Source organism: Neisseria mucosa (assembly GCF_013267835.1).
Classification (GTDB): Bacteria; Pseudomonadota; Gammaproteobacteria; order Burkholderiales; family Neisseriaceae; genus Neisseria.
This window is the reverse complement of sequence record NZ_CP053939.1, coordinates 907,657-927,796: the sequence shown is the minus strand read 5'-3', so window position 1 is coordinate 927,796 and position 20,140 is coordinate 907,657. Positions and strand designations below refer to the sequence as shown.

21 protein-coding genes are annotated in these 20,140 nt (G+C 48.7%); 10 read left to right on the top strand and 11 right to left on the bottom strand.

The window, feature by feature from the left end:
- Positions 1 to 17: 17 nt before the first annotated feature.
- From FOC66_RS04330 to FOC66_RS04310, 5 genes are all read left to right on the top strand, one after another.
- Positions 18 to 449, top strand: coding sequence for a type II toxin-antitoxin system RatA family toxin (locus tag FOC66_RS04330; protein WP_003747011.1), 432 nt, complete (start codon positions 18 to 20; stop codon positions 447 to 449).
- Positions 442 to 714 (top strand): RnfH family protein, encoded by a 273-nt coding sequence (locus FOC66_RS04325; protein ID WP_003747009.1) that lies wholly within the window; start codon positions 442 to 444, stop codon positions 712 to 714. The genes FOC66_RS04330 and FOC66_RS04325 overlap by 8 nt, the downstream gene beginning before the upstream one ends.
- 54 nt (positions 715 to 768) lie before the next feature.
- The gene (pth, locus tag FOC66_RS04320) at positions 769 to 1,347 is read left to right on the top strand and encodes an aminoacyl-tRNA hydrolase (protein ID WP_003747006.1); all 579 of its coding nucleotides are present in this window, start codon (positions 769 to 771) and stop codon (positions 1,345 to 1,347) included.
- Positions 1,348 to 1,449: 102 nt separating this feature from the next.
- Positions 1,450 to 1,659: a hypothetical protein gene (locus FOC66_RS04315; RefSeq protein ID WP_003747004.1), complete on the top strand. Its 210-nt coding sequence runs from the start codon at positions 1,450 to 1,452 to the stop codon at positions 1,657 to 1,659.
- Positions 1,656 to 2,024: a VanZ family protein gene (locus FOC66_RS04310; RefSeq protein ID WP_003747002.1), complete on the top strand. Its 369-nt coding sequence runs from the start codon at positions 1,656 to 1,658 to the stop codon at positions 2,022 to 2,024. Before FOC66_RS04315 ends, FOC66_RS04310 begins: the two co-directional genes overlap by 4 nt.
- Before the next feature lie 104 nt (positions 2,025 to 2,128).
- On the opposite strand, the gene FOC66_RS04305 is transcribed toward FOC66_RS04310, so the two are convergent.
- The 7 genes from FOC66_RS04305 to dapA all read right to left on the bottom strand — a co-directional run bounded on the left by FOC66_RS04305 (position 2,129) and on the right by dapA (position 7,530).
- Positions 2,129 to 2,668 carry an opacity family porin gene (locus tag FOC66_RS04305; RefSeq protein WP_003747000.1) on the bottom strand — a complete coding sequence of 180 codons (540 nt, stop codon included), beginning with the start codon at positions 2,666 to 2,668 and terminating at the stop codon, positions 2,129 to 2,131.
- A 135-nt stretch (positions 2,669 to 2,803) separates the two neighbouring features.
- On the bottom strand, positions 2,804 to 3,979 hold the full coding sequence (gene hemW / locus FOC66_RS04300) for a radical SAM family heme chaperone HemW (protein WP_003746998.1): 1,176 nt from the start codon (positions 3,977 to 3,979) through the stop codon (positions 2,804 to 2,806).
- A gap of 97 nt (positions 3,980 to 4,076) precedes the next feature.
- The gene (locus FOC66_RS04295; RefSeq protein ID WP_003746997.1) at positions 4,077 to 4,439 is read right to left on the bottom strand and encodes a thioredoxin family protein; all 363 of its coding nucleotides are present in this window, start codon (positions 4,437 to 4,439) and stop codon (positions 4,077 to 4,079) included.
- A gap of 49 nt (positions 4,440 to 4,488) precedes the next feature.
- The gene (gene rdgB, locus FOC66_RS04290) at positions 4,489 to 5,082 is read right to left on the bottom strand and encodes an RdgB/HAM1 family non-canonical purine NTP pyrophosphatase (protein ID WP_003746995.1); all 594 of its coding nucleotides are present in this window, start codon (positions 5,080 to 5,082) and stop codon (positions 4,489 to 4,491) included.
- 9 nt (positions 5,083 to 5,091) lie between these two features.
- Positions 5,092 to 5,322 carry an NGO_0222 family membrane protein gene (locus FOC66_RS04285; RefSeq protein WP_003746993.1) on the bottom strand — a complete coding sequence of 77 codons (231 nt, stop codon included), beginning with the start codon at positions 5,320 to 5,322 and terminating at the stop codon, positions 5,092 to 5,094.
- Positions 5,323 to 5,442: 120 nt separating this feature from the next.
- Positions 5,443 to 6,573 carry an outer membrane protein assembly factor BamC gene (bamC, locus tag FOC66_RS04280; RefSeq protein WP_003746991.1) on the bottom strand — a complete coding sequence of 377 codons (1,131 nt, stop codon included), beginning with the start codon at positions 6,571 to 6,573 and terminating at the stop codon, positions 5,443 to 5,445.
- Between the two features lie 81 nt (positions 6,574 to 6,654).
- The gene (gene dapA, locus FOC66_RS04275; protein WP_003746989.1) at positions 6,655 to 7,530 is read right to left on the bottom strand and encodes a 4-hydroxy-tetrahydrodipicolinate synthase; all 876 of its coding nucleotides are present in this window, start codon (positions 7,528 to 7,530) and stop codon (positions 6,655 to 6,657) included.
- A gap of 335 nt (positions 7,531 to 7,865) precedes the next feature.
- On the opposite strand from dapA, the gene FOC66_RS04270 reads away from it, so the two are divergent.
- From FOC66_RS04270 to FOC66_RS04250, 5 genes are all read left to right on the top strand, one after another.
- Entirely contained in the window at positions 7,866 to 9,257 is a 1,392-nt protein-coding gene (locus FOC66_RS04270; RefSeq protein ID WP_003746988.1) for a nucleobase:cation symporter-2 family protein, read from the top strand.
- Positions 9,258 to 9,374: 117 nt separating this feature from the next.
- Positions 9,375 to 10,517: a THUMP domain-containing class I SAM-dependent RNA methyltransferase gene (locus FOC66_RS04265; RefSeq protein ID WP_003746986.1), complete on the top strand. Its 1,143-nt coding sequence runs from the start codon at positions 9,375 to 9,377 to the stop codon at positions 10,515 to 10,517.
- Between the two features lie 287 nt (positions 10,518 to 10,804).
- Complete coding sequence (gene nrdG, locus FOC66_RS04260) at positions 10,805 to 11,314, top strand: anaerobic ribonucleoside-triphosphate reductase activating protein (RefSeq protein ID WP_003746981.1); 510 nt, start codon at positions 10,805 to 10,807, stop codon at positions 11,312 to 11,314.
- Between the two features lie 54 nt (positions 11,315 to 11,368).
- On the top strand, positions 11,369 to 13,213 hold the full coding sequence (gene nrdD, locus FOC66_RS04255; protein ID WP_081456502.1) for an anaerobic ribonucleoside-triphosphate reductase: 1,845 nt from the start codon (positions 11,369 to 11,371) through the stop codon (positions 13,211 to 13,213).
- Positions 13,214 to 13,398: 185 nt separating this feature from the next.
- Positions 13,399 to 13,752, top strand: a complete 354-nt coding sequence (locus FOC66_RS04250) for a DUF5339 family protein (RefSeq protein WP_003746976.1) — start codon at positions 13,399 to 13,401, stop codon at positions 13,750 to 13,752.
- Positions 13,753 to 14,139: 387 nt separating this feature from the next.
- Here the strand turns inward: FOC66_RS04250 and FOC66_RS04245 are convergent, their stop codons facing one another.
- The 4 genes from FOC66_RS04245 to rfbD all read right to left on the bottom strand — a co-directional run bounded on the left by FOC66_RS04245 (position 14,140) and on the right by rfbD (position 19,931).
- Positions 14,140 to 14,586 (bottom strand): REP-associated tyrosine transposase, encoded by a 447-nt coding sequence (locus tag FOC66_RS04245; protein WP_231288085.1) that lies wholly within the window; start codon positions 14,584 to 14,586, stop codon positions 14,140 to 14,142.
- Positions 14,587 to 14,951: 365 nt separating this feature from the next.
- Positions 14,952 to 15,764 carry a hypothetical protein gene (locus FOC66_RS04240; RefSeq protein ID WP_036493694.1) on the bottom strand — a complete coding sequence of 271 codons (813 nt, stop codon included), beginning with the start codon at positions 15,762 to 15,764 and terminating at the stop codon, positions 14,952 to 14,954.
- A gap of 303 nt (positions 15,765 to 16,067) precedes the next feature.
- Complete coding sequence (gene uvrA, locus FOC66_RS04235; RefSeq protein ID WP_003746971.1) at positions 16,068 to 18,914, bottom strand: excinuclease ABC subunit UvrA; 2,847 nt, start codon at positions 18,912 to 18,914, stop codon at positions 16,068 to 16,070.
- Between the two features lie 153 nt (positions 18,915 to 19,067).
- Entirely contained in the window at positions 19,068 to 19,931 is an 864-nt protein-coding gene (gene rfbD / locus FOC66_RS04230) for a dTDP-4-dehydrorhamnose reductase (protein WP_003746969.1), read from the bottom strand.
- Positions 19,932 to 20,140: the final 209 nt, after the last annotated feature.

Genomic DNA, 20,140 nt, shown 5'->3' with positions numbered 1-20,140 from the left:
ACAAGGTCTACAACCACATGAAAAAAGTCGAGAAAAACGTATTGGTACTGCATAGCGCTGAGGAAATGTTTGAGCTGGTGGACAAGGTCGAGGACTATCCAAAATTTTTGCCGTGGTACAGCAAGACCGAAGTCATCGAACGCAAAGGCAATGAGCTAAAAGCGCGCCTGTTTATGGACTATATGCGTGTCAAGCAGTCGTTTGCAACGCACAACCACAATATCCCGGGGCAGGAAATCCGCATGGATTTGCTCGAGGGGCCGTTTAAAACCCTGCGCGGCACTTGGAAATTTATCGACTTGGGCGATGATATGTGTAAAGTCGAATTCAGATTAGAATACGATTTCTCCAATGCCGTACTCTCTGCCATGATTTCCCCAGTATTCGGCCACCTCGCCGGCACGCTGGTGGATGCTTTTATTAAAGAGGCCGACCGCCGCTATGCTTGAGATTGAAATTGTTTACGGACTGGCCGATAGGCAAGTGTTGAAGGGTATGACCGTTGCCGAAGGGACAACCGTACGCGAAGCCGCCCTGCAAAGCGGTTTGGAGGTAGAGTTTCCAGAGTTGGATTTGCAGCAAGCGCCTTTGGGTATTTTCGGCAAGGCGGTGAAAGACGAAACGGTGTTGCGAGATGGCGATCGGATTGAGGTTTATCGTCCATTGTTGATTGATCCGAAAGAAGCGCGACGTAAACGCGCCGGACAAGAGTAAATCGAAGGCCGTCTGAAACTTTTTCAGACGGCCTGTCAAACTGAAAGAACAGTAATGAGCTTGAAAATTAAATTAATCGTCGGTTTGGGCAATCCAGGCCAAGAATACGAACAAACGCGCCACAATGTCGGCTTTTGGCTGTTGGACGAACTAGCATGGAAATGGAAAGTCAATTTTAAAGACGAAAAGAAATTTTACGGCGAAGTAGCACGCGCTGCTACGCCTGATGGCGATGTTTGGCTGCTCAAACCCATGACATTTATGAACCGATCCGGTCAGGCTGTTGCTGCTTTGGCTCAGTTTTACAAAATTAAGCCGGAGGAAATCTTAGTGGTTCATGACGAGCTGGATATTCCATGCGGCCGTATCAAATTCAAACTTGGCGGCGGCAACGGCGGACACAACGGCCTCAAAGACATTCAGGCTCGTTTGGGTACGCCTAATTTCTACCGCCTGCGCTTGGGTATTGATCATCCGGGCGACCGTAATCTGGTTGTCGGTTATGTGTTGAATAAACCGTCGGCGGAGCATAGACAGCAAATTGATGACGCCATCGCCAAATCTCTGCAAGGATTGCCGGTCGTATTGAATGGCGAATGGGAAGAGGCAACGCGTTTTTTACACAGTAAGTAAGCGTGCCCAAATCAAACGGGCAGCCTTGCACATTAGTTCAGACGGCCTGAAAACAGACGGCGCAGTCTGGCTAGCGATAAACCAATTAAAGAAACAGTAAATATGAACGAACTGACCAGCCTGATGCATACCGAAGCCCCCGGCGTTGTTGGCGAAACATTAGACTTTTGCCTTTACGAATGCAGTATTGAAGATGCCCCGGATGCAGAAGAAGTGGCACAATGGCGTGATATTTTGAAGGCGCGGGGTGGGAAATTTGTCCGCTTGGCAGACATCTGTCAAACATGGCTGGATGAAGAGGCCGATAAATGAAAGCCTTGCCGTTAAACAAATTTACTGCCGCTGCCTTAATCTGGTTTGTGGCCGCCATTTATGCCTTACTTTTCAGAGAGGGCGGCAATAGCGCTCCACCATTTCCCCATTTTGATAAAGTCGGCCATTTCGGACTGTTTTTCGGTCAGGCATGGTTGTGTGCAAAAATATTTATTCAAGACAATAGGAATATTCCCTATAAAGGCATTCTGTTTGCCGCCTTATTGTTTGCAGTAGGCAGCGAGCTGGCTCAGGCATTTCTGACTACTACGCGCCAAGGTTCGATTGCGGACGGTATTGCCGATATGGCAGGTACGGCTGCCGCGCTATGGTTTGCAGCAAAAGTAAAAGCAGCAAAAAGTTAGATATATTTAAAGAAGTTAAAAGGCCGTCTGAAATCCTGAGAAACAGGTTTCAGACGGCCTTTTGTTACTTGATATTTGAAGCAATGATTGCTTCAAGACAAGAATTAGAATGTTACGCGTACGCCGGCAGATACTTCGTGAGTATGGAACTTAATGCTATTCATTTTGCCCCAATAGTTGTAGCGATAGCCTGCATCCAAGGCAACGTTAGGTGTTACTTCGTAGCTTACGCCAGCCATTGCTCCAACACCAGTTTTAGTATCACTGCGTTCATAATATGAATTAGCTGTCTTAACTTTTGCAGAAGCATGATTAATAGCCACACGAGCACCTACATAAGGTTTTACAGGAGTTTGCAGATCAAAGTCATAAATAGCAGAAACGCCGGCACTGTGGTATTTACCTTCAGCATCGAATGAGGCAGTATTGATTTTTTCAGACTTATAATGGGTATAGTCAGCGGCAACACGGAAATCGCCGAAATCGTAACCGGCAGAGATGCGTGGGCTAAAGCCTTTAACTGATGCATCTCCCTTTACAGTAGCATGACCAGCATCAGCCTGAACATAAAAACCTTTGGTTGCATCAGCCAATGCAAATGCAGGCAGGGAAAGAGCAATCAGTGTTACCAGAACTTTTTTCATTGTTTTGTCCTTAATGTAGGATTAGGAGTAGTGGATAATCGCTGGGATTGTTCATTCCCAACAATTATTCTGATTGTATTTTCTTGTCGTAAATTAAGCAAATCTAAAAATGGTTCAACTGTTGTAAAACAGCACTTATAAAAAACACTGTAACAAGTCGTTTAAGAACAAACGACCTTGTTCGGTCGGGCGGAACACGGTCGGGTCTGATTCAAGCAGGCCTTTTTGTCTGGCGGTTTCGATTTGTGTCATAATTTTTGCAGTGGGTACGCCGGTACGTTCTTGCAGCGTTGCAGCAGGTACGCCGTCGGTCAGGCGCAGGACGTTCATCATGAACTCGAATGGAAGGTCTTCGGCAGCAACGGTTTTGCGTTCAACTGCTTCATGCGGATTACTCTGCATGGCGGCAAGATAGTCGTTGGGATGGCGGCGGCGGACAGTTCGCTCGATGCGGTCGGGATAGGAAATTTTTCCGTGTGCGCCCGCGCCGATGCCCAAATAATCGCCGAACTGCCAGTAGTTCAAATTGTGGCGGCACTGCATGGCTGGTTTTGCAAAAGCCGATGTTTCGTAGTGGATAAAGCCTGCACTTTCCAATGCGCCGTGTACGGCATCTTCAATATCCAATGCTGCTTCATCTTGCGGCAAACCTTTTGGCGGCGTATGACCAAAAGGCGTGTTCGGCTCCATGGTCAGATGATATGCGCTGATATGCGATACGCCTGTTGCAATAGCGGTTTGCACATCGTTTAAGGCCGTCTGAACCGTTTGGTTTGGCAGGGCATACATCAAATCGATATTGACTTTTTCAAATAATTTCAAGGCAGTATCAATGGCTGTCAGGGCTTCTTTGCCGTTGTGAACGCGTCCCAATCGAGCAAGCATATCGTCGTTAAAACTTTGCACGCCGATAGATAGACGCGTAATGCCTGCGTCTTTAAATCCCTGAAACTTCTCAATTTCAAATGTACCCGGGTTTGCTTCCAAAGTAATTTCCGCTTCGGGTTGCAAACGCAACAGCGAACGCACGCCGCTTAACAAGCGGTCAATTGATTCCGCTTGAAACAGACTGGGTGTACCGCCGCCGAAGAATATGGTTTCTACCGGTCTGCCCCAAATATTGGGTAATTCAAGCTGCAAGTCGGTTAATAGGGCATCGATATAGGCTTCTTCCGGCAGGCCGTTTTTCAGGCTGTGGGAATTAAAGTCGCAATACGGGCATTTTTTGATGCACCACGGGGTGTGGATGTAGAGCGACAAGGGCGGTAGGGCGGTGAGTTGTCCGGGGCGTTGGAAAGTGATTTGGGTCATGGTATGTGTTGAGGCTCAAGGCCGTCTGAAATTTTTAGGCCGTTATTTTAACTGAAAGTGTCGGCTGGGAAAGTAATCAGTAGGAAATTTGCAAAGTCTAAGCGCTCAAAAATGCTTCAATTTCTTCTTCTGATAATTTGGAATTGCAGACGGATTTTATTTTGCCTTGTGAGATTTTGAGTAATGCGGGAACAGTTTTGATGCCGTGTTGTTTACGAAAAGTTTTTAAAGCTGCTTTGTTGCTGCTGTCGGTAAAGTGGATGGTAAGCTGCTTGTTTAAGGAAACGGTAGACAGTTTTGCAACAAAACGGCGACAGTATGAACAGCTTGGTTTGCCTAAAAAGACGATAGTAGTTTTTTGACCATCAACGAGCTGAAGAAGTTCGTCAGGTGTGGTAGGAATGAAGGCAGAAACGAATTTTGCAAAGGCTGCCAATTCTTCAGGTGTGGGCTTGGGCATGGGAATGAATGTGAGGTAGGCCGTCTGAAGGTTTCAGACGGCCTTTGGTCTATAAGGATTCAATTTTTCTTAACAATTCACGCAATGCTTGGGCGCGGTGGCTTTCGGCATTTTTGATTTCAGGGGCAAGCTCGGCGGCGGTGCAACCGTGTTCGGCCAGATAGAAATGCGGGTCGTAACCGAAGCCGTTTGTGCCGGCTGCTTCGGCCTGCCATTGGCCGCGCCAGATGCCTTCGGCGATGATGGGTTGCGGGTCGTTTTCGTGGCGGACGAGGACGAGTACGCAGACGTAGTAGCAGCTTTTATCGTCTTTATCGGCAAGATCGGAAGACAGTTTGGCGTTGTTTGCGGCATCGGATTTGGGGTTTTCGCCTGCATAACGTGCGGAGAAAATGCCGGGTGCGCCATTTAAGGCGTTGGTGCAGATGCCGGAATCATCGGCAAGTGCCGGTAAGGCGCTGTATTTGGCGGCATGGCGTGCTTTGGCCAGGGCATTTTCAACAAAGGTATGGTACGGCTCGGGACATTCGGGCGTATTGAACTGCGATTGTGGCAGGACTTCGATGTTTAAGTCGGTAAAGAGGCGGGAAAATTCTTTGAGTTTGCCTGCGTTGCCACTGGCAAGGACGATTTTTTCAAACATGGTTTTTCCTTAATGGGTTTCGGTTTGCTGCATACGGGCCATTTGCGCGCGTGCTTTGTGGCGGATGTAAAGGGCAAGGCTGCCGATTTGGGCAAAAACGGCGGCAAAGGCAAACAGAAAGGCGGCAACGGCAAATTGTTTGCTGTGAATGCTCAGAAGATAAGCACCCAACAGAATCAGGACGATAAACATCAGGGTAAACAGGGCGGTCAGGATCAGATAGGCTTTTTGTCGGGTCATGGCAGCTTGGGTAAGGGGAAAATGTTTTGATTATAACGTCAGATTGAGAATTTGAAACCATGCCGTATCCGTTAAAAAGGCCGTCTGAATATTTCAGACGGCCTTAAGTCGAATAACGGATTAACGCAATTCTGTGTGCAGGCGGCTCAACAATGTGGAGGCATCGCTGCCTTTGTATGGGCTGCCGTCTTTGTTCAACAGATGGAGGCGTGCGCCATTGTTGATTGGCTCGACATAGACGATGATTTCAGGATAAGTTTTTGGTGCTTCTGCTTTGCCTTTGCCAAATACGCGTTTGAACAGGCCGGGTTTTTTATTGGCAACTGCTTCGCCTTCGGTTGGGGCTTGTTGAACCAAGAAAGCGCGGCGTTCGGCATTTTGACCGATAACAGTCAGACCGATGCGGTCGAGCGCAAGGGCGGTGCGGCGCCAGTTGCGGCCGTAATCGCCTGCCAGCAGCAGGGTACCGTTGTCCACACGGGCCAACTCGGAGGCATTGCTGCGGGCGGCAACGCTTTGGGTCAGGGCCTGTTCGGCTTGTTGGCCGTCAACGCCCAAGTATTGCATAAAGCGCGCGAGGAATGCGGCTTCGAGGTTAGGGTCGCTCTCGCTTGGCTGCCACATGGTGGTGTCTTTTTTACGGTCGGCATAAACTTCTTTCATGCCTTTATGGGCGAAGAAGATGTCGGTCGAACCGTTTTTGCCTTGTTCGATGCGGATGATGAACTTGTCGCGTTCGCTGGTGGAGTAGATGCCGCCCAAGCCGACTTTGTCCAACAGGCGGCGCAGGCTGTCTTGAGGGATTTTGGCTCGGTTTTCAGCCCACTCGGTTTCCATTTGGCCGATGGCCGGTTCTTCGGATTTGATGTCGAAACCGTTTTCTTGCCAGAACACTTTCAGCAACGGCCAAATTTCGCGAGGCGATTTGCCATCGACAACCAACCAGCGTTGGTTGCCGTCACGCTCAAGGCGTACGCCTTTAACGGATTTCAAAACTTCTGCATTGGCAGGTTGTTGTACGGCTTGAGTGCGGCGTTTGTTGAAGTCGCTGGCGCGGACGGCGCCGCTGCCTGCCGGTAATTGATAGAGGTTGCCTTGGTCCGGGTTGTTCAAATCAGGTGGTACTTCCAGTTTGACCAGGCGGTGTGATTGACTTTGATAGTCGAGTTTGGGTTGTTCTTTTTTGCTGCCGGAACAGGCAGTCATGCTAATCAGGGCGAGGGCTACTACGATGGGTTTGATATAGGTCATCTTGTTTTCCTGTGGATGAAGTTCTTAACAGGGAGGCCGTCTGAAAAGGGTGTTTGGGATTCAGACGGCCTTATTTCCGGATCAGATTTGTCCTGATTTTTCCAGAGCGGCTCGGACTTTGGCTTGACCGGCTTCGGTCAGTGCTACCAAAGGCAGACGAACATGGGGTTCGCATTTGCCCAATAAGCTCAGGCCCCATTTGGGCGCGGCCGGGCTGGGCTCGCAGAACATGGTGTTATAAATTGGGATAAGTTGCTCGTTTAGACGACGGGCGGTCGCAATATCGCCCTCAAGGGCGGCTCGGCACATGTCGGCAAAGAGTTTCGGTGCAACGTTGGCTGCGACGGTTACCACGCCGTGGCCGCCACACAGCATGAAGGGCAGGCCGGTAGGATCGTCGCCGGATAAAACGGCAAAACCTTCGGGAACGCTGTTGATCAATTCGATGTTGCTGCCGATTTTACCGCTGGCTTCTTTGACACCCACGATATTGGGAATTTCGGCCAAGCGCAAAATAGTGTCGTTGCTCATGCTGACGACGGTGCGGCCGGGAACATTGTAGATAACCATCGGAATCGAAGTGGCTTCGGCGATGGCTTTGAAATGTTGGTAAATGCCTTCTTGGGAAGGTTTGTTGTAATAGGGGACGACGGATAAGGTGTAGTCCGCACCGGCTTGCTCGGCGGCTTGGGAAAGGGCGATGGCTTCGACAGTATTGTTGGCGCCTGTGCCGGCGATAACGGGAATGCGCTTGTTGACGTGTTTGACAGTGGCTTCAATAACGGCCAAATGTTCTTCGACAGGCAGGGTGGCTGACTCGCCGGTGGTGCCGACTGCGACGATGCCGTCGGTGCCGTTTTCAATGTGCCAGTCGATTAAGTCGCGAAGTTGTTCGTAGTTGATGCTGCCGTCTTGATTCATCGGGGTAATCAGGGCAACCAGACTGCCTTTTAACATACGGAAACCTTTAATTTTATAATGTGGGTGGATTATTCATCGGATTGTAGCTTACTTTGTTGTTTGTGTGAAACATATCCGCTATGAGGCCGGGCCGTTTAATCGTGATTTGTCATTATCTTAATGAATAATACATTTTTAAATCATTAGTTTGTTTGTTTTAAGATGGAAAAATACTGTCAAGGATTAAAATGTGTTAAGGCTGTTTGAGGCCGTCTGAAAATGATTGGGCAAAACTTTCAGACGACCTGATGATTTTGAATTTGCTGATACATTTTAAATTAGTTAAAATGCGCATCTTAATATTTTTTAACGATTCTTAAGAAAGGGTCATTATGGCCGAAATGACAGATAAACAGGCCGGTTCGCCTGATTTGGTTTACGGTTTGGAAGACAAGCCGCCGTTTGGGAATGCGTTGTTGAGTGCGGTTACGCACCTTTTGGCTATTTTTGTCCCGATGATTACGCCGGCGCTGATTGTCGGCGGGGCGTTGGAGCTGCCGGTTGAAATGACGGCTTATTTGGTGTCGATGGCGATGGTGGCTTCCGGTGTCGGTACTTATTTGCAGGTCAACCGTTTCGGGCCGGTCGGTTCGGGTATGTTGTCGATTCAGTCGGTCAATTTCTCTTTTGTAACCGTGATGATTGCGCTCGGTACCGGCATGAAAGAGGGCGGTTTGACTGAAGATGCGATGATTTCAACGCTTTTGGGCGTGTCCTTTGTCGGCGCATTTTTGGTGTGCTTCTCCGCCTGGCTTTTGCCTTATCTGAAAAAAGTGATTACGCCGACTGTAAGCGGCGTGGTCGTGATGTTGATCGGCTTGAGTTTGGTGCATGTCGGCATTACTGACTTTGGCGGCGGCTTCGGTGCGAAAGCAGACGGTACGTTCGGCTCGATGGAAAACTTGGGTCTGGCATCGCTGGTGTTGCTGATTGTTTTGGTTTTCAACTGCTTAAAAAATCCGTTGCTGCGCATGAGCGGCATTGCGGTGGGTTTGATTGTCGGTTATATCGTTGCGCTGTTTTTGGGCAAAGTGGATTTTTCTGCCCTGCAAAACCTGCCGCTGATTACCCTGCCGGTTCCGTTTAAATATGGCTTTGCATTTGATTGGCACGCGTTTATTGTCGCCGGTGCGATTTTCTTGTTGAGCGTATTTGAAGCAGTGGGCGATTTGACGGCGACTGCGATGGTCTCCGAGCAGCCGATCGAGGGTGAAGAATATACCAAACGTCTGCGCGGCGGTGTGTTGGCGGATGGTTTGGTGTCTGTGATTGCGACTGCGTTGGGTTCTTTGCCTTTGACCACGTTTGCGCAAAACAACGGCGTGATTCAAATGACCGGCGTGGCTTCGCGTCATGTGGGCAAATATATCGCGGCGATTTTGGTGTTGTTGGGCTTGTTCCCTGTTATCGGCCGTGCGTTTACCACGATTCCGAGTCCGGTTTTGGGTGGCGCGATGGTATTGATGTTTGGCCTGATTGCGATTGCCGGCGTGCGGATTTTGGTCAGCCACGGTATTCGCCGCCGTGAAGCGGTTATCGCGGCAACTTCTGTCGGTTTGGGTTTGGGTGTGGCGTTTGAGCCTGAAGTGTTCAAAAACCTGCCGGTATTGTTCCAAAACTCAATTTCCGCAGGCGGTATTATGGCGGTATTGTTGAACCTGGTTTTGCCGGAAGACAAAACCGATAAAGCGGTTAAGGTGGAAACCGATAGTTTGGATCACTAAGCAAGCGTTATTCAAAGGCCGTCTGAAGTTTCAGACGGCCTTTTGGTTTTTCGGCTATAATATTGTTTTTATTTGTTATCCGAGTGGTTCGGATAGCCCTACCCGGAAAGGTTTTATATGACGGTTTATTCACTTTTTATCACTTGTCCTCGCGGTTTGGAAGCGCCTTTGACGCAGGAACTCGACAGCATGGCATGTCAGGATATCCGCGCTGTTGACGGCGGTGTGGCATGTAAAGGCACGATGGAGCAGGTGTATCGCATCAACCTGCATTCGCGCGTTGCCAGCCGTGTTTTGCTGCGCTTGACCAAAGGAGGTTATCGCAACGAACATGATATCTACAAACTGGCACGAAATCTGCATTGGACAGGTTGGTTTAAGCTGGAGCAGACCTTCAAAGTCAAAGTCGAAGGCAAGCGCGCCAATGTGAAAAGCTTGGATTTTGTCGGTTTGAAAATCAAAGATGCCGTCTGCGATGCTTTCCGCGATATTTATGATGCGCGTCCGAGCGTGGGCAAAATCAACCCCGATATCCGCATTCATGCCTTTATCGATGAACGCAATGTGGAAATCTTTATCGATACTTCCGGCGAAGCACTCTTTAAACGCGGCTATCGTCAGGATACCGGCGAAGCGCCATTGAGAGAGAACTTGGCGGCAGGTTTGCTGCTTTTGGCAGGCTACGATGGTACGCAGCCTTTCCAAGACCCGTTTTGCGGCAGCGGCACGATTGCCATTGAGGCTGCATGGATTGCGACACATCGTGCGCCGGGCTTGATGCGCCGTTTCGGTTTTGAAAAACTGCAAAACTTCGACAAAGAAAAATGGCAAGCGTTGCGCCGTGAGGCTGAAAAACAAATCAAACCGGCCGCCGCGCCCATTTCCGGCAGCGACAACGACCGTTATATGATCCGCGCCGCATTGGCCAATGCCCAAGCCGCCGAAGTGGATAATTTCATCCGCTTTGACGTGCAAGATGCGCAGGCCGCGCGCCCAAACGGCGAACACGGCATTATGATTTCCAATCCGCCTTATGGCGTGCGCCTTGCGGAGGTTCAGGCTTTGCAGGCTTTATATCCGCAACTCGGTACATGGTTGAAACAATATTACGCCGGCTGGTTGGTAGGAATGTTTACCGGTGATCGCGATATGCCGAAATTTATGCGCCTTTCTCCGAAGCGTAAAATTCCTTTGTTTAACGGTAATTTGGATTGCCGATTGTTTTTGATGGATATGGTGAAAGGTTCGAATCGGGGGTAAAACCTGAAATTAAGGCCGTCTGAAAGATGATTTCAGACGGCCTTTTTTGATTTGTTAAAACCGTCTTTGTTATAACGGAGTTTGCTTTTCTTTTTTTATATTAATGCACTGAAATTGTTTTCAGACGGCCTTTATCAAAGGAGCCGTGTAGATGTAATTATTGAAATTTACAATCTATTAAATTATAAAAACCTATTACAAAATAAAGATGGATTGTTAAATAAAATACCATATCTAGTAGTATTGTGTTTTAATGCATACCATATCTTGTGTTTTATGGCGTTGCAATGAGCGGTTTGAAATTCACAATCGAGCAAATTGTTTGGCAGGAAGTGCCGGGCGAAGTGTCGCTGGCGTTTCTGTTTTCCGGTTGTCCGCTGCGTTGCAAAGGCTGTCACAGTGCCGATACATGGAAAGAGGGCATCGGCACGGAATTGACCGAGGATTATTTAAAAGGCCGTCTGAAACGCTATCGCGGATTGATTACGTGCGTGTTGTTTATGGGCGGAGAATGGCAGCCGGAAGCCTTGCAGAAAATGCTGGCCATCGTGACGCAGGCGGGTTTGAAAGCCTGCTTGTACACCGGCCTGGAGCGTGAAGAGCTGGAGGCGGTTTCAGACGGCATCCTGCCTTATCTGACGTATCTGAAAACCGGCCGCTGGCAGATGGAGTTGGGCGGTTTGGAAAGTCCGGCCACCAATCAGAAGTTTATCAATTTGCACACGGGCGAAGTGTTGAACCGCTTGTTTATCAAAGACAAACCTGCGCCTAAAGTTTTTCCAGTGGCTTCAATTTAGCCCGGTGCTGTATTGCACTGATTTAAATTGAATTTATTGTATTCGCTGACAGCGATGTTTCAGACGGCCCAACCGTCATTGTTTAATAAATCAACCAAACCATACAGGAGAATTAACATGATTCGGCTGCATCCCGAACAGTTAAACGGAAAACTACAATTCATGCGCGACTACATCAGCGCACAAAACGCGGCGGACGGCTCGAAAATGGACGCCAATGCCAACGTAACGCAAAAAAACATCGCCACGATGGAAGCGGAAATTATGAAAGACTTTTTTGTGCAGATTAACCGCGCCCAAGTGTCGCGCAAAATCGCCGAAATTTTCGACCAATCCGTTGCCGATGAGTACATCCGCCAGATTGAGGCGCATGAGATTTATGTGCACGACGAAACCAGCCTCAAGCCTTATTGTGTGTCGGTTACGCTGTATCCCTTCCTGCTCGACGGCTTAAGCAAACTCGGCGGCGAATCTAAAGCGCCGCAGCATTTGGCATCGTTTTGCGGCTCGTTTATCAACCTGGTGTTTGCCATCAGCGCGCAGTTTGCCGGCGCGGTGGCCACAGTGGAATTTCTGACTTATTTCGACTACTTCGCCCGCAAAGACTACGGCGACGATTATTTGGAAACCCATGCCAAAGAAATTGCCAACCATATGCAGCAGGTGGTGTACAGCATCAACCAGCCTGCCGCCGCGCGCGGCTATCAGAGCGTATTCTGGAATATTTCCGTTTACGATCAATACTATTTTGACGCAATGTTCGGCGATTTCGTCTTCCCCGATTTCAGCAAACCAGTGTGGCCGAGCGTGGCGAAGCTGCAAAACTTCTTCCTTAAATGGTTTAACCAAGAGCGCACCAAAGCCATTTTGACCTTCCCTGTCGTGACCGCTGCGATGCTGACCGATGGCGGCAAATGCAAAGACACCGTGTTCGCTGACGAAATGGCGAAAGAGTTGGCGGAAGGCAATTCCTTCTTCGTCTATCTTTCCAACAACCCCGACTCCTTGGCTTCCTGCTGCCGTCTGCGCAACGCCATCGAAGACCGCACCTTCAGCTACACACTCGGCGCGGGCGGCGTGGCGACAGGTTCCATCAACGTCATTACCATCAATATGAACCGGCTGGAGCAAGATGGACGCGACCTTGCCGCCGAAGTGGCGAAAATCCACAAATACCAATACGCCTACCGCAAACTGATGGAAGAATACCAAGCCGCCGGAATGCTGCCCGTTTACGATGCAGGCTTTATCACGCTGGACAAACAATTCCTCACCATCGGCATTAACGGCATGGCGGAAGCCGCCGAATCGCAAGGCATCAAAGTCGGCTACAACGATGACTACATCAACTTCGTCCAAGGCCGTCTGAAAACCATATTCGAAGCCAACCAAGCCGCCAGCAAACATTACGGCGTGAAGTTCAACACCGAGTTTGTCCCCGCCGAAAACCTCGGCGTGAAAAACGCCAAATGGGACAAAGCCGACGGCTACAAAGTCAGCCGCGAATGCTACAACTCCTATTTCTATGTCGTCGAAGACGAAGAAATCAACGCGCTCGACAAATTCCTGCTTCACGGCAAAGAACTGGTGGACTGGCTCGACGGCGGCTCCGCGTTGCACCTGAACCTAGACGAAGCCCTGCCCGAATCCGGCTACCGCTCGCTCTTGGACATCGCCGCACAAACCGGCTGCAACTACTTCTGCGTGAATGTGCGCATTACCATCTGCAACGAATGCGGCCATATCGACAAACGCACCCTGCATGCCTGTTCCGCCTGCGGCAGCCACGATATCGACTACGGCACCCGCGTCATCGGCTATCTGAAACGCGTCTCCGCATTCAGTAGCGGACGGCGCAAAGAACACGCGCTCAGACATTATCACCGTAACGCGGCGTAATCGTTGAAAAAGATTGCTTCAAACCTAAGGCCGTCTGAAATTTCAGACGGCCTTGATCATGTTGAGATAGGCCGGCTCTTTCAATGATATAGTTTTGATTAAATTAAACAAAAACTCTTGACACTTTCATATAATGAATTAACATATAACATCCTTTAACCTAAATTTAAAAAAGTGAGAGACACATGAAAACATCAGCTTTATTGGTGGCTTTGTTGGCAGCCCTGTCCCTGTCAGCATGCGGCGGTTCAGGTTCATCTTCTTCTGCCGTTTGTGACGAGTATGAAAAAGCATTTGCCGAAGCAACTAAAGACGTAGATGCCGCAACCAAAGACATGATGCAAAAATCTTTCGAACAAACCAAAGAAGCATTGAAAAACCTGCCTGCAGACCAACGCGATGCAACTTGTAAAACTTCTTTGGACGCTTTGAAAGGCGTTCCTGCTGCAGAAACTCCTGAAGAGAAAGCCGAAGAAGCCAAAGACGCAGCGGAAGAAGCCAAAGAAGCTGCTGAAGACGCTAAAGAAGAAGCCAAATAATTCGGATAGCTTTAGAGAAAAACGGATTCCAATGATTTGGAATCCGTTTTTTGTTTTGTGAATCAGAGTGTCCGGGATAAGGCATTTTTCAATTTTCAGACGGTCATTTCTTATGCCGTCTGAAAGCGTTAGTTTCAACTAATTTAAAATTTACAACAGCAAACCGTCAATCAAGCAACCGCGTGCGTGCGTACCGCACACACCCTACGCGTTGGTTTTGAAGTTCCGCGTAATTCACAGCTAGGGTGTGTGGCGCAGCCACGCACGCAGTCGGTTGGATATACAGGCTACGGCTTATTCCACGTATTGATTTTAAAGTTTCGCGTGATTCACAGCTAGGGTGTGTAGCGTAGCACGCACGCGGCCGGTAGTTTTTTATTATGGCATTCACTCTCCAAAACTCATTACCGCCGTTTCTTTTGTGCCGCCCCAATTTAACGGCAGCCGTCCGTCCCGCACATAACGGTGAAACGACGAAAACGGCCAATCGCGGACATTGTCACATAATCCATGTTTGACGGGATTGAAATGGATGTAGTCCGCGCAACGTTGCAAATCCGTTTGGTTGCGTACGGTGTGTTCATAAAAACGCCGTTGCCAAATACCGCGTTCGTTCCGTCGCTGTTTGCTGGCAGACAGGTTTTCGGCATGAGGAAAATGTGCGGAGAATTTGGTTTTAATCAGCCGCCAGCGCAGGGAATAATCCGCATCGTCGGGTGGCAGCGTCCAAATGGCGTGAATGTGGTTTGGCAGTACGCATACGGCGACGGTTTCAAAGGGATATTGTTTTTGCACATCCATATAGGCCGCATGCGAAGTCGATATGTTCGACAAGCAGGCGCGATTTTGGGTCGGCGAGTTTGACAGTGAAAAAGAATGTGCCGCTGGCAATGAAGTTTCTGCGATAACGCGCCATAGGATTTTTGTTTGTGGTTTGGGTGTTAGAGAAGGAATGGTTTGTTGTTTAAGATTCTAGCTTTGTTAAATTTGACGCTTTCAGACGACCTTGGAGGTCGTCTGAAAGGGCTAGCTTCAACGAAGTTAAAAGTTGAAATGGCAAACCGTCAATCAAGTAACCGCGTGCGTACTGCACACACTCTACACGTTGGTTTTGAAGTTTCGTGTAATTCAGAGTAGGGGGGGGTGCAGTCACGCACGCGGCCGGTTGGGTATGCATGCTACGGCTTGCTATGATTTTTTTACTCCATATGTATTAGTGTTCCATTGTATGTATAGGTAAGCCATGATGCTAAGATTTTAACCCCTATATCATTTAAATTATTAAACCAATTTTGAAGATGTTCGGGAACATGATCTCTAAGAATAATATTTTTATGTAAAAGCTTACCATTTAATGAATTACTCCAAGATACCAGATGGCGTAATATATTAATTTTATCTTCAGTCAATCTACGTTCTATTGTTTCAACATTGATTGTGTAATTATCCAACAATTCCTGTACTTTATCTATCAATCTAATATCATTATGATAAATTGGATCTATTATTATTTTATGTATAGTATCAGGACTTATATTAAGACGCTGTGCGCAGGAAAATTCTATCCCTTTAAATTCGGTTTTTGGATAATTGTAAAATCCCTGAGAAGTAATTTCAAAATATTCGTGTAGTGTACTTATATCTATAAAATCAGTATTTGGATTAAACGAACTAGAAGATATAGTCTTTTTTGTTACTCTCAACGAATTATTACCAACAATATTTTGAAAATAATTAGATTTAAAAATAATTAATATTGGTCCATATGCATTTGGTACTGCTGATGTATTGGTATGTGCAAATAAAGAGCCATAATCAGTAAAATTACCAAATACCCTATTCCAGTTCCCTGTTCTTACATCTTTAGCATCAGAGAAAAATCTTGTGTAGTATGGGTTTAGTTCTGATAAGTCAGCACGAGATAAAATGGCTCTTTCATCCAAATAGATTCGAAAGTCATTTAACGAAATTGCATGATGCATTGACGGTAATAGCTTTCTGTTGATAGACATGTTTTTATACCTTTAATTGTAATTGCAAAAAGTAAAATTACTATTATTCAATAAAATAAATTATTTCTTAGCTTATTATGCGTTATCATTTTACTATTTGTCCCTCCTTCTCCTGACTATCTATTTCTAATTTTGCACATGAGATTATTGATTAATTAATAGAGCTACCAAATGAGTTTCAAATTCCACAATTAAGAATCTACATAAAATCATGTACATATCAATAAATATTTTCTTCTTGATGAGCGCATTGCTCAAAATTTGCCATAAAAGGTCTCCTAAAATTAAACATTAATTAGTAAATTATAAAACTACCTTCAAATACTTCCCAGTATAACTCCCCTTAACCTTTGCCACCTGCTCAGGACTACCACAAGCAATAATCCTCCCCCCTCCATCTCCCCCTTCCGGCCCCAAGTCCACAATCCAATCGGCAGTTTTAATTACGTCAAGATTATGCTCGATAATCACTATCGAGTTGCCTTTGCCTTTCAGACGGCCTATGACTTCCAGCAACAGGGCGATGTCGGCGAAGTGCAGGCCGGTGGTGGGTTCGTCGAGGATATAGAGTGTTCTGCCGGTGTCGCGTTTGGAGAGTTCCAAGGCGAGTTTGACGCGCTGGGCTTCGCCGCCGGAGAGGGTGGTGGCGGACTGACCGAGGCGGATATAACCGAGGCCTACGTCCATCAGGGTTTGCAGTTTGCGTGATACGGTGGGGACGGCGTCGAAAAATTCGCGGGCTTCTTCAACGGTCATGTCGAGGACTTGGCTGATGTTTTTGCCTTTGTATTGGATTTCGAGCGTTTCGCGGTTGTAGCGTTTGCCGTGGCAGACTTCGCAGGGGACGTACACGTCGGGCAGGAAATGCATTTCGACTTTGATGACGCCGTCGCCTTGGCAGGCTTCGCAGCGGCCGCCTTTGACGTTGAAGGAGAATCTGCCGACGTTGTAGCCGCGTTCGCGCGAGAGGGGGACGCCGGCGAAGAGTTCGCGGATAGGGGTGAACAGGCCGGTGTAGGTGGCGGGGTTGGAGCGCGGGGTGCGGCCGATGGGGGATTGGTCGACGTTGATGACTTTGTCGAGGTGTTCGAGGCCGTGGATGTCGTCGTATGGGGCGGGTTCTTCTTGGGCGCGGTTGAGTTCGCGGGCGGTGATTTTGGCGAGGGTGTCGTTAATCAGGGTGGACTTGCCGCTGCCGGATACGCCGGTAATGCAGGTAATCAAACCGAGCGGCAGTTCGAGGGTAACGTTTTTGAGGTTGTTGCCGCGCGCGCCTTTGAGGACGAGCATTCGGTCGGGATTGACAGGCGTGCGTTCAGACGGTACGGCAATGGATTTTTTGCCGCTGAGGTATTGTCCGGTAACGGATTTTTCGCATTTGGCGACGTTTTCGGGTGTGTCGGCAATCAGTACGTTGCCGCCGTGTTCGCCCGCGCCGGGACCCATATCGACGACGAAATCGGCTTCGCGGATGGCGTCTTCGTCGTGTTCGACCACAATCACGCTGTTGCCCAAATCGCGCAGGCGTTTGAGGGTGGCGAGCAGGCGGTCGTTGTCGCGCTGGTGCAGGCCGATGGAGGGTTCGTCCAAAACGTACATCACGCCGGTCAGGCCGCTGCCGATTTGGCTGGCGAGGCGGATGCGCTGGGCTTCGCCGCCGGAAAGGGTTTCGGCGGAGCGGGAGAGATTCAGGTAATCCAGCCCGACATTAATCAGGAAGCCGAGCCGCTCGGTAATTTCTTTGAGGATTTTTTCAGCAATTTGTTTTTTGTTGCCGTCCAAATCCAGCGTTTCAAAGAATTGGTGGGTTTTGGTCAGCGGCCAGGCGGAAACTTCGTGCAACGGTTCGCCGCTGACGTAAACGTAGCGGGCTTCTTTGCGTAAACGTGCGCCGCCGCAGCTTGGGCAGGCGCGGTGGTTTTGGTATTCACGCAGTTTTTCGCGCACGGTTTCGCTGTCGGTTTCGCGGTAGCGGCGTTCGAGATTGGGGATGATGCCTTCGAAGGCGTGGCTGCGGTTGAAGGTGGTGCCGCGTTCGGATAGATAGGTAAAGTCGATGACTTCTTTGCCCGATCCGTGCAACACGACTTTTTTCACTTTTTCCGGTAGGCTTTCCCAAGCGGCGTTGACATCAAATTTATAATGATGCGCCAGCGATTGAATCATTTGGAAATAGAATTGGTTGCGCTTATCCCAGCCGTCAATCGCACCTGCTGCTAAGGATAATTCGGGATGGGCGACCACTTTTTCGGGGTCGAAGAAATTGGTGTTGCCCAAGCCGTCGCAAGTCGGGCAGGAACCCATCGGGTTGTTGAACGAAAACAGGCGAGGCTCTAATTCAGGCAGGCTGTATGAACATACGGGGCAGGCGAAACGCGCGGAGAACCAATGCTCTTCGCCGCTGTCCATTTCCATTGCCAGCGCGCGCTCGTTGCCGTGACGCAGCGCGGTTTCAAAACTTTCCGCCAGACGTTGTTTGATGTCGGCTTTTACTTTCACGCGGTCGATGACCACGTCAATATTGTGTTTGATGTTTTTTTCCAGCTTCGGCACTTCATCCAACTGATAGACCTCGCCGTCCACGCGTACACGCGCAAAACCCTGCGCCTGCAAGTCGGCAAAGAAATCGACAAACTCGCCCTTACGCTCGCGCACCGCCGGCGCCAAAATCATCACGCGCGTGTCTTCCCGCAGCTTCAACACGGCATCGACCATCTGCGATACGGTTTGGCTGGACAACGGCAGATTGTGTTCGGGGCAATACGGCGTGCCGACGCGGGCGTACAAAAGGCGCAGGTAATCATGGATTTCCGTTACCGTGCCGACGGTGGAACGCGGATTGTGGCTGGTGGATTTCTGCTCGATGGAAATCGCGGGCGACAGGCCTTCGATCAAATCGACATCGGGTTTGTCCATCATCTGCAAAAATTGACGGGCATAGGCGGACAGGCTCTCGACATAACGCCGCTGCCCTTCGGCATACAGCGTATCAAACGCCAGCGATGATTTGCCGCTGCCTGACAATCCTGTTACCACCACGAGCTTGTGACGCGGAATGTCCAAATCGACATTTTTTAAATTATGTGTACGCGCGCCGCGGATGCGGATGGTGTCATTATCGTGTGAATGTTTGGGATGATGGTTGCACATATTGTCAGGCCGTCTGAAAAATAAAATAAACGGCTATTGTAGCACTTTTCAAATGACAGACTGGATAGATAAAGCTTTTGATATATATAAAAGAAACAAAAAGGCCGTCTGAAAATATGTTTCAGACGGCCTTAATATAGATGAATCAGCTTATCAGTCGATTTTGCGGAGAATTTCGCGCAGGGCTTTTTGCCAGTCGGACGGTTTGATACCGAACTCGGTCTCCAGGCGTGAGCAATCCATGATGCTGTATGCCGGACGCGGAGCAGGCAGGGGATATTGATCGGTAGTAATCGCGTTCAGTTCCGGAATGCGGAAGCTGTCGTCTAATTGTTGGGCCGTCTGAAAGATGGCTTTGGTAAATTCGTACCATGTTGCCGATTTATTGCCACAGTAATGGAAGATGCCGCGTGGGGAGGTGGGTTGTTGTAATAATTCGATAATGGCGTGTGCCAAATCGCCTGCATAAGTCGGACAGCCGGTTTGGTCGTGAACGACGGAGAGGGAATCGCGTTCTTTGGCAAGGCGCAACATGGTTTTGACGAAATTGCTGCCGTATTCGCTAAACAGCCATGAGGTGCGAATAATAATGCTTTCCGGATGCGCGGCCAAAGCCAAAAGTTCGCCCGCTACTTTGGATTGACCGTAAGTGCTGCGCGGATTGGTGTAGTCGGTTTCGCGGTAAGGGCGTTTGCCTTCGCCGTCGAATACATAGTCGGTGGAAATATGGATAAAGCGGGCATGCGCGGCGCGGGCGGCTGCGGCTAAGTTGTGAACAGCGCTTGCGTTGACGGCAAAAGCAGCCTCTGCGTTTTCTTCCGCTTTATCGACGGCAGTGTAAGCTGCGGCATTAACGATGGCATCGGGTTGGAAATTTTTGATCATGTGATGTACGGCTTCGGTATCGGTAATGTCCAGTGAAGTCGAATCGGTAGCAATCAGTTCCCAATCTTCGGGCAGGTGGTCGCGCAGACAACGGGCAAGCTGGCCTTTGGCTCCGGTCAATAAAGTACGCATGGTTGAGTATCTCCTCTGATGGCTGTTAAATAGGTGTCTGCGTCATTATAGTGTAAGTACGACAAATTCACATTATTAGCATCGAACAAAATACAAACAGGGCCGTGTTTGAGTAAGTAGTCGATATTATCTACCTATAATGTAACTATTTATCAATATTTTAATAATATACTATAACTATAGTTAAAATATAGGTTTTAACTAGATGG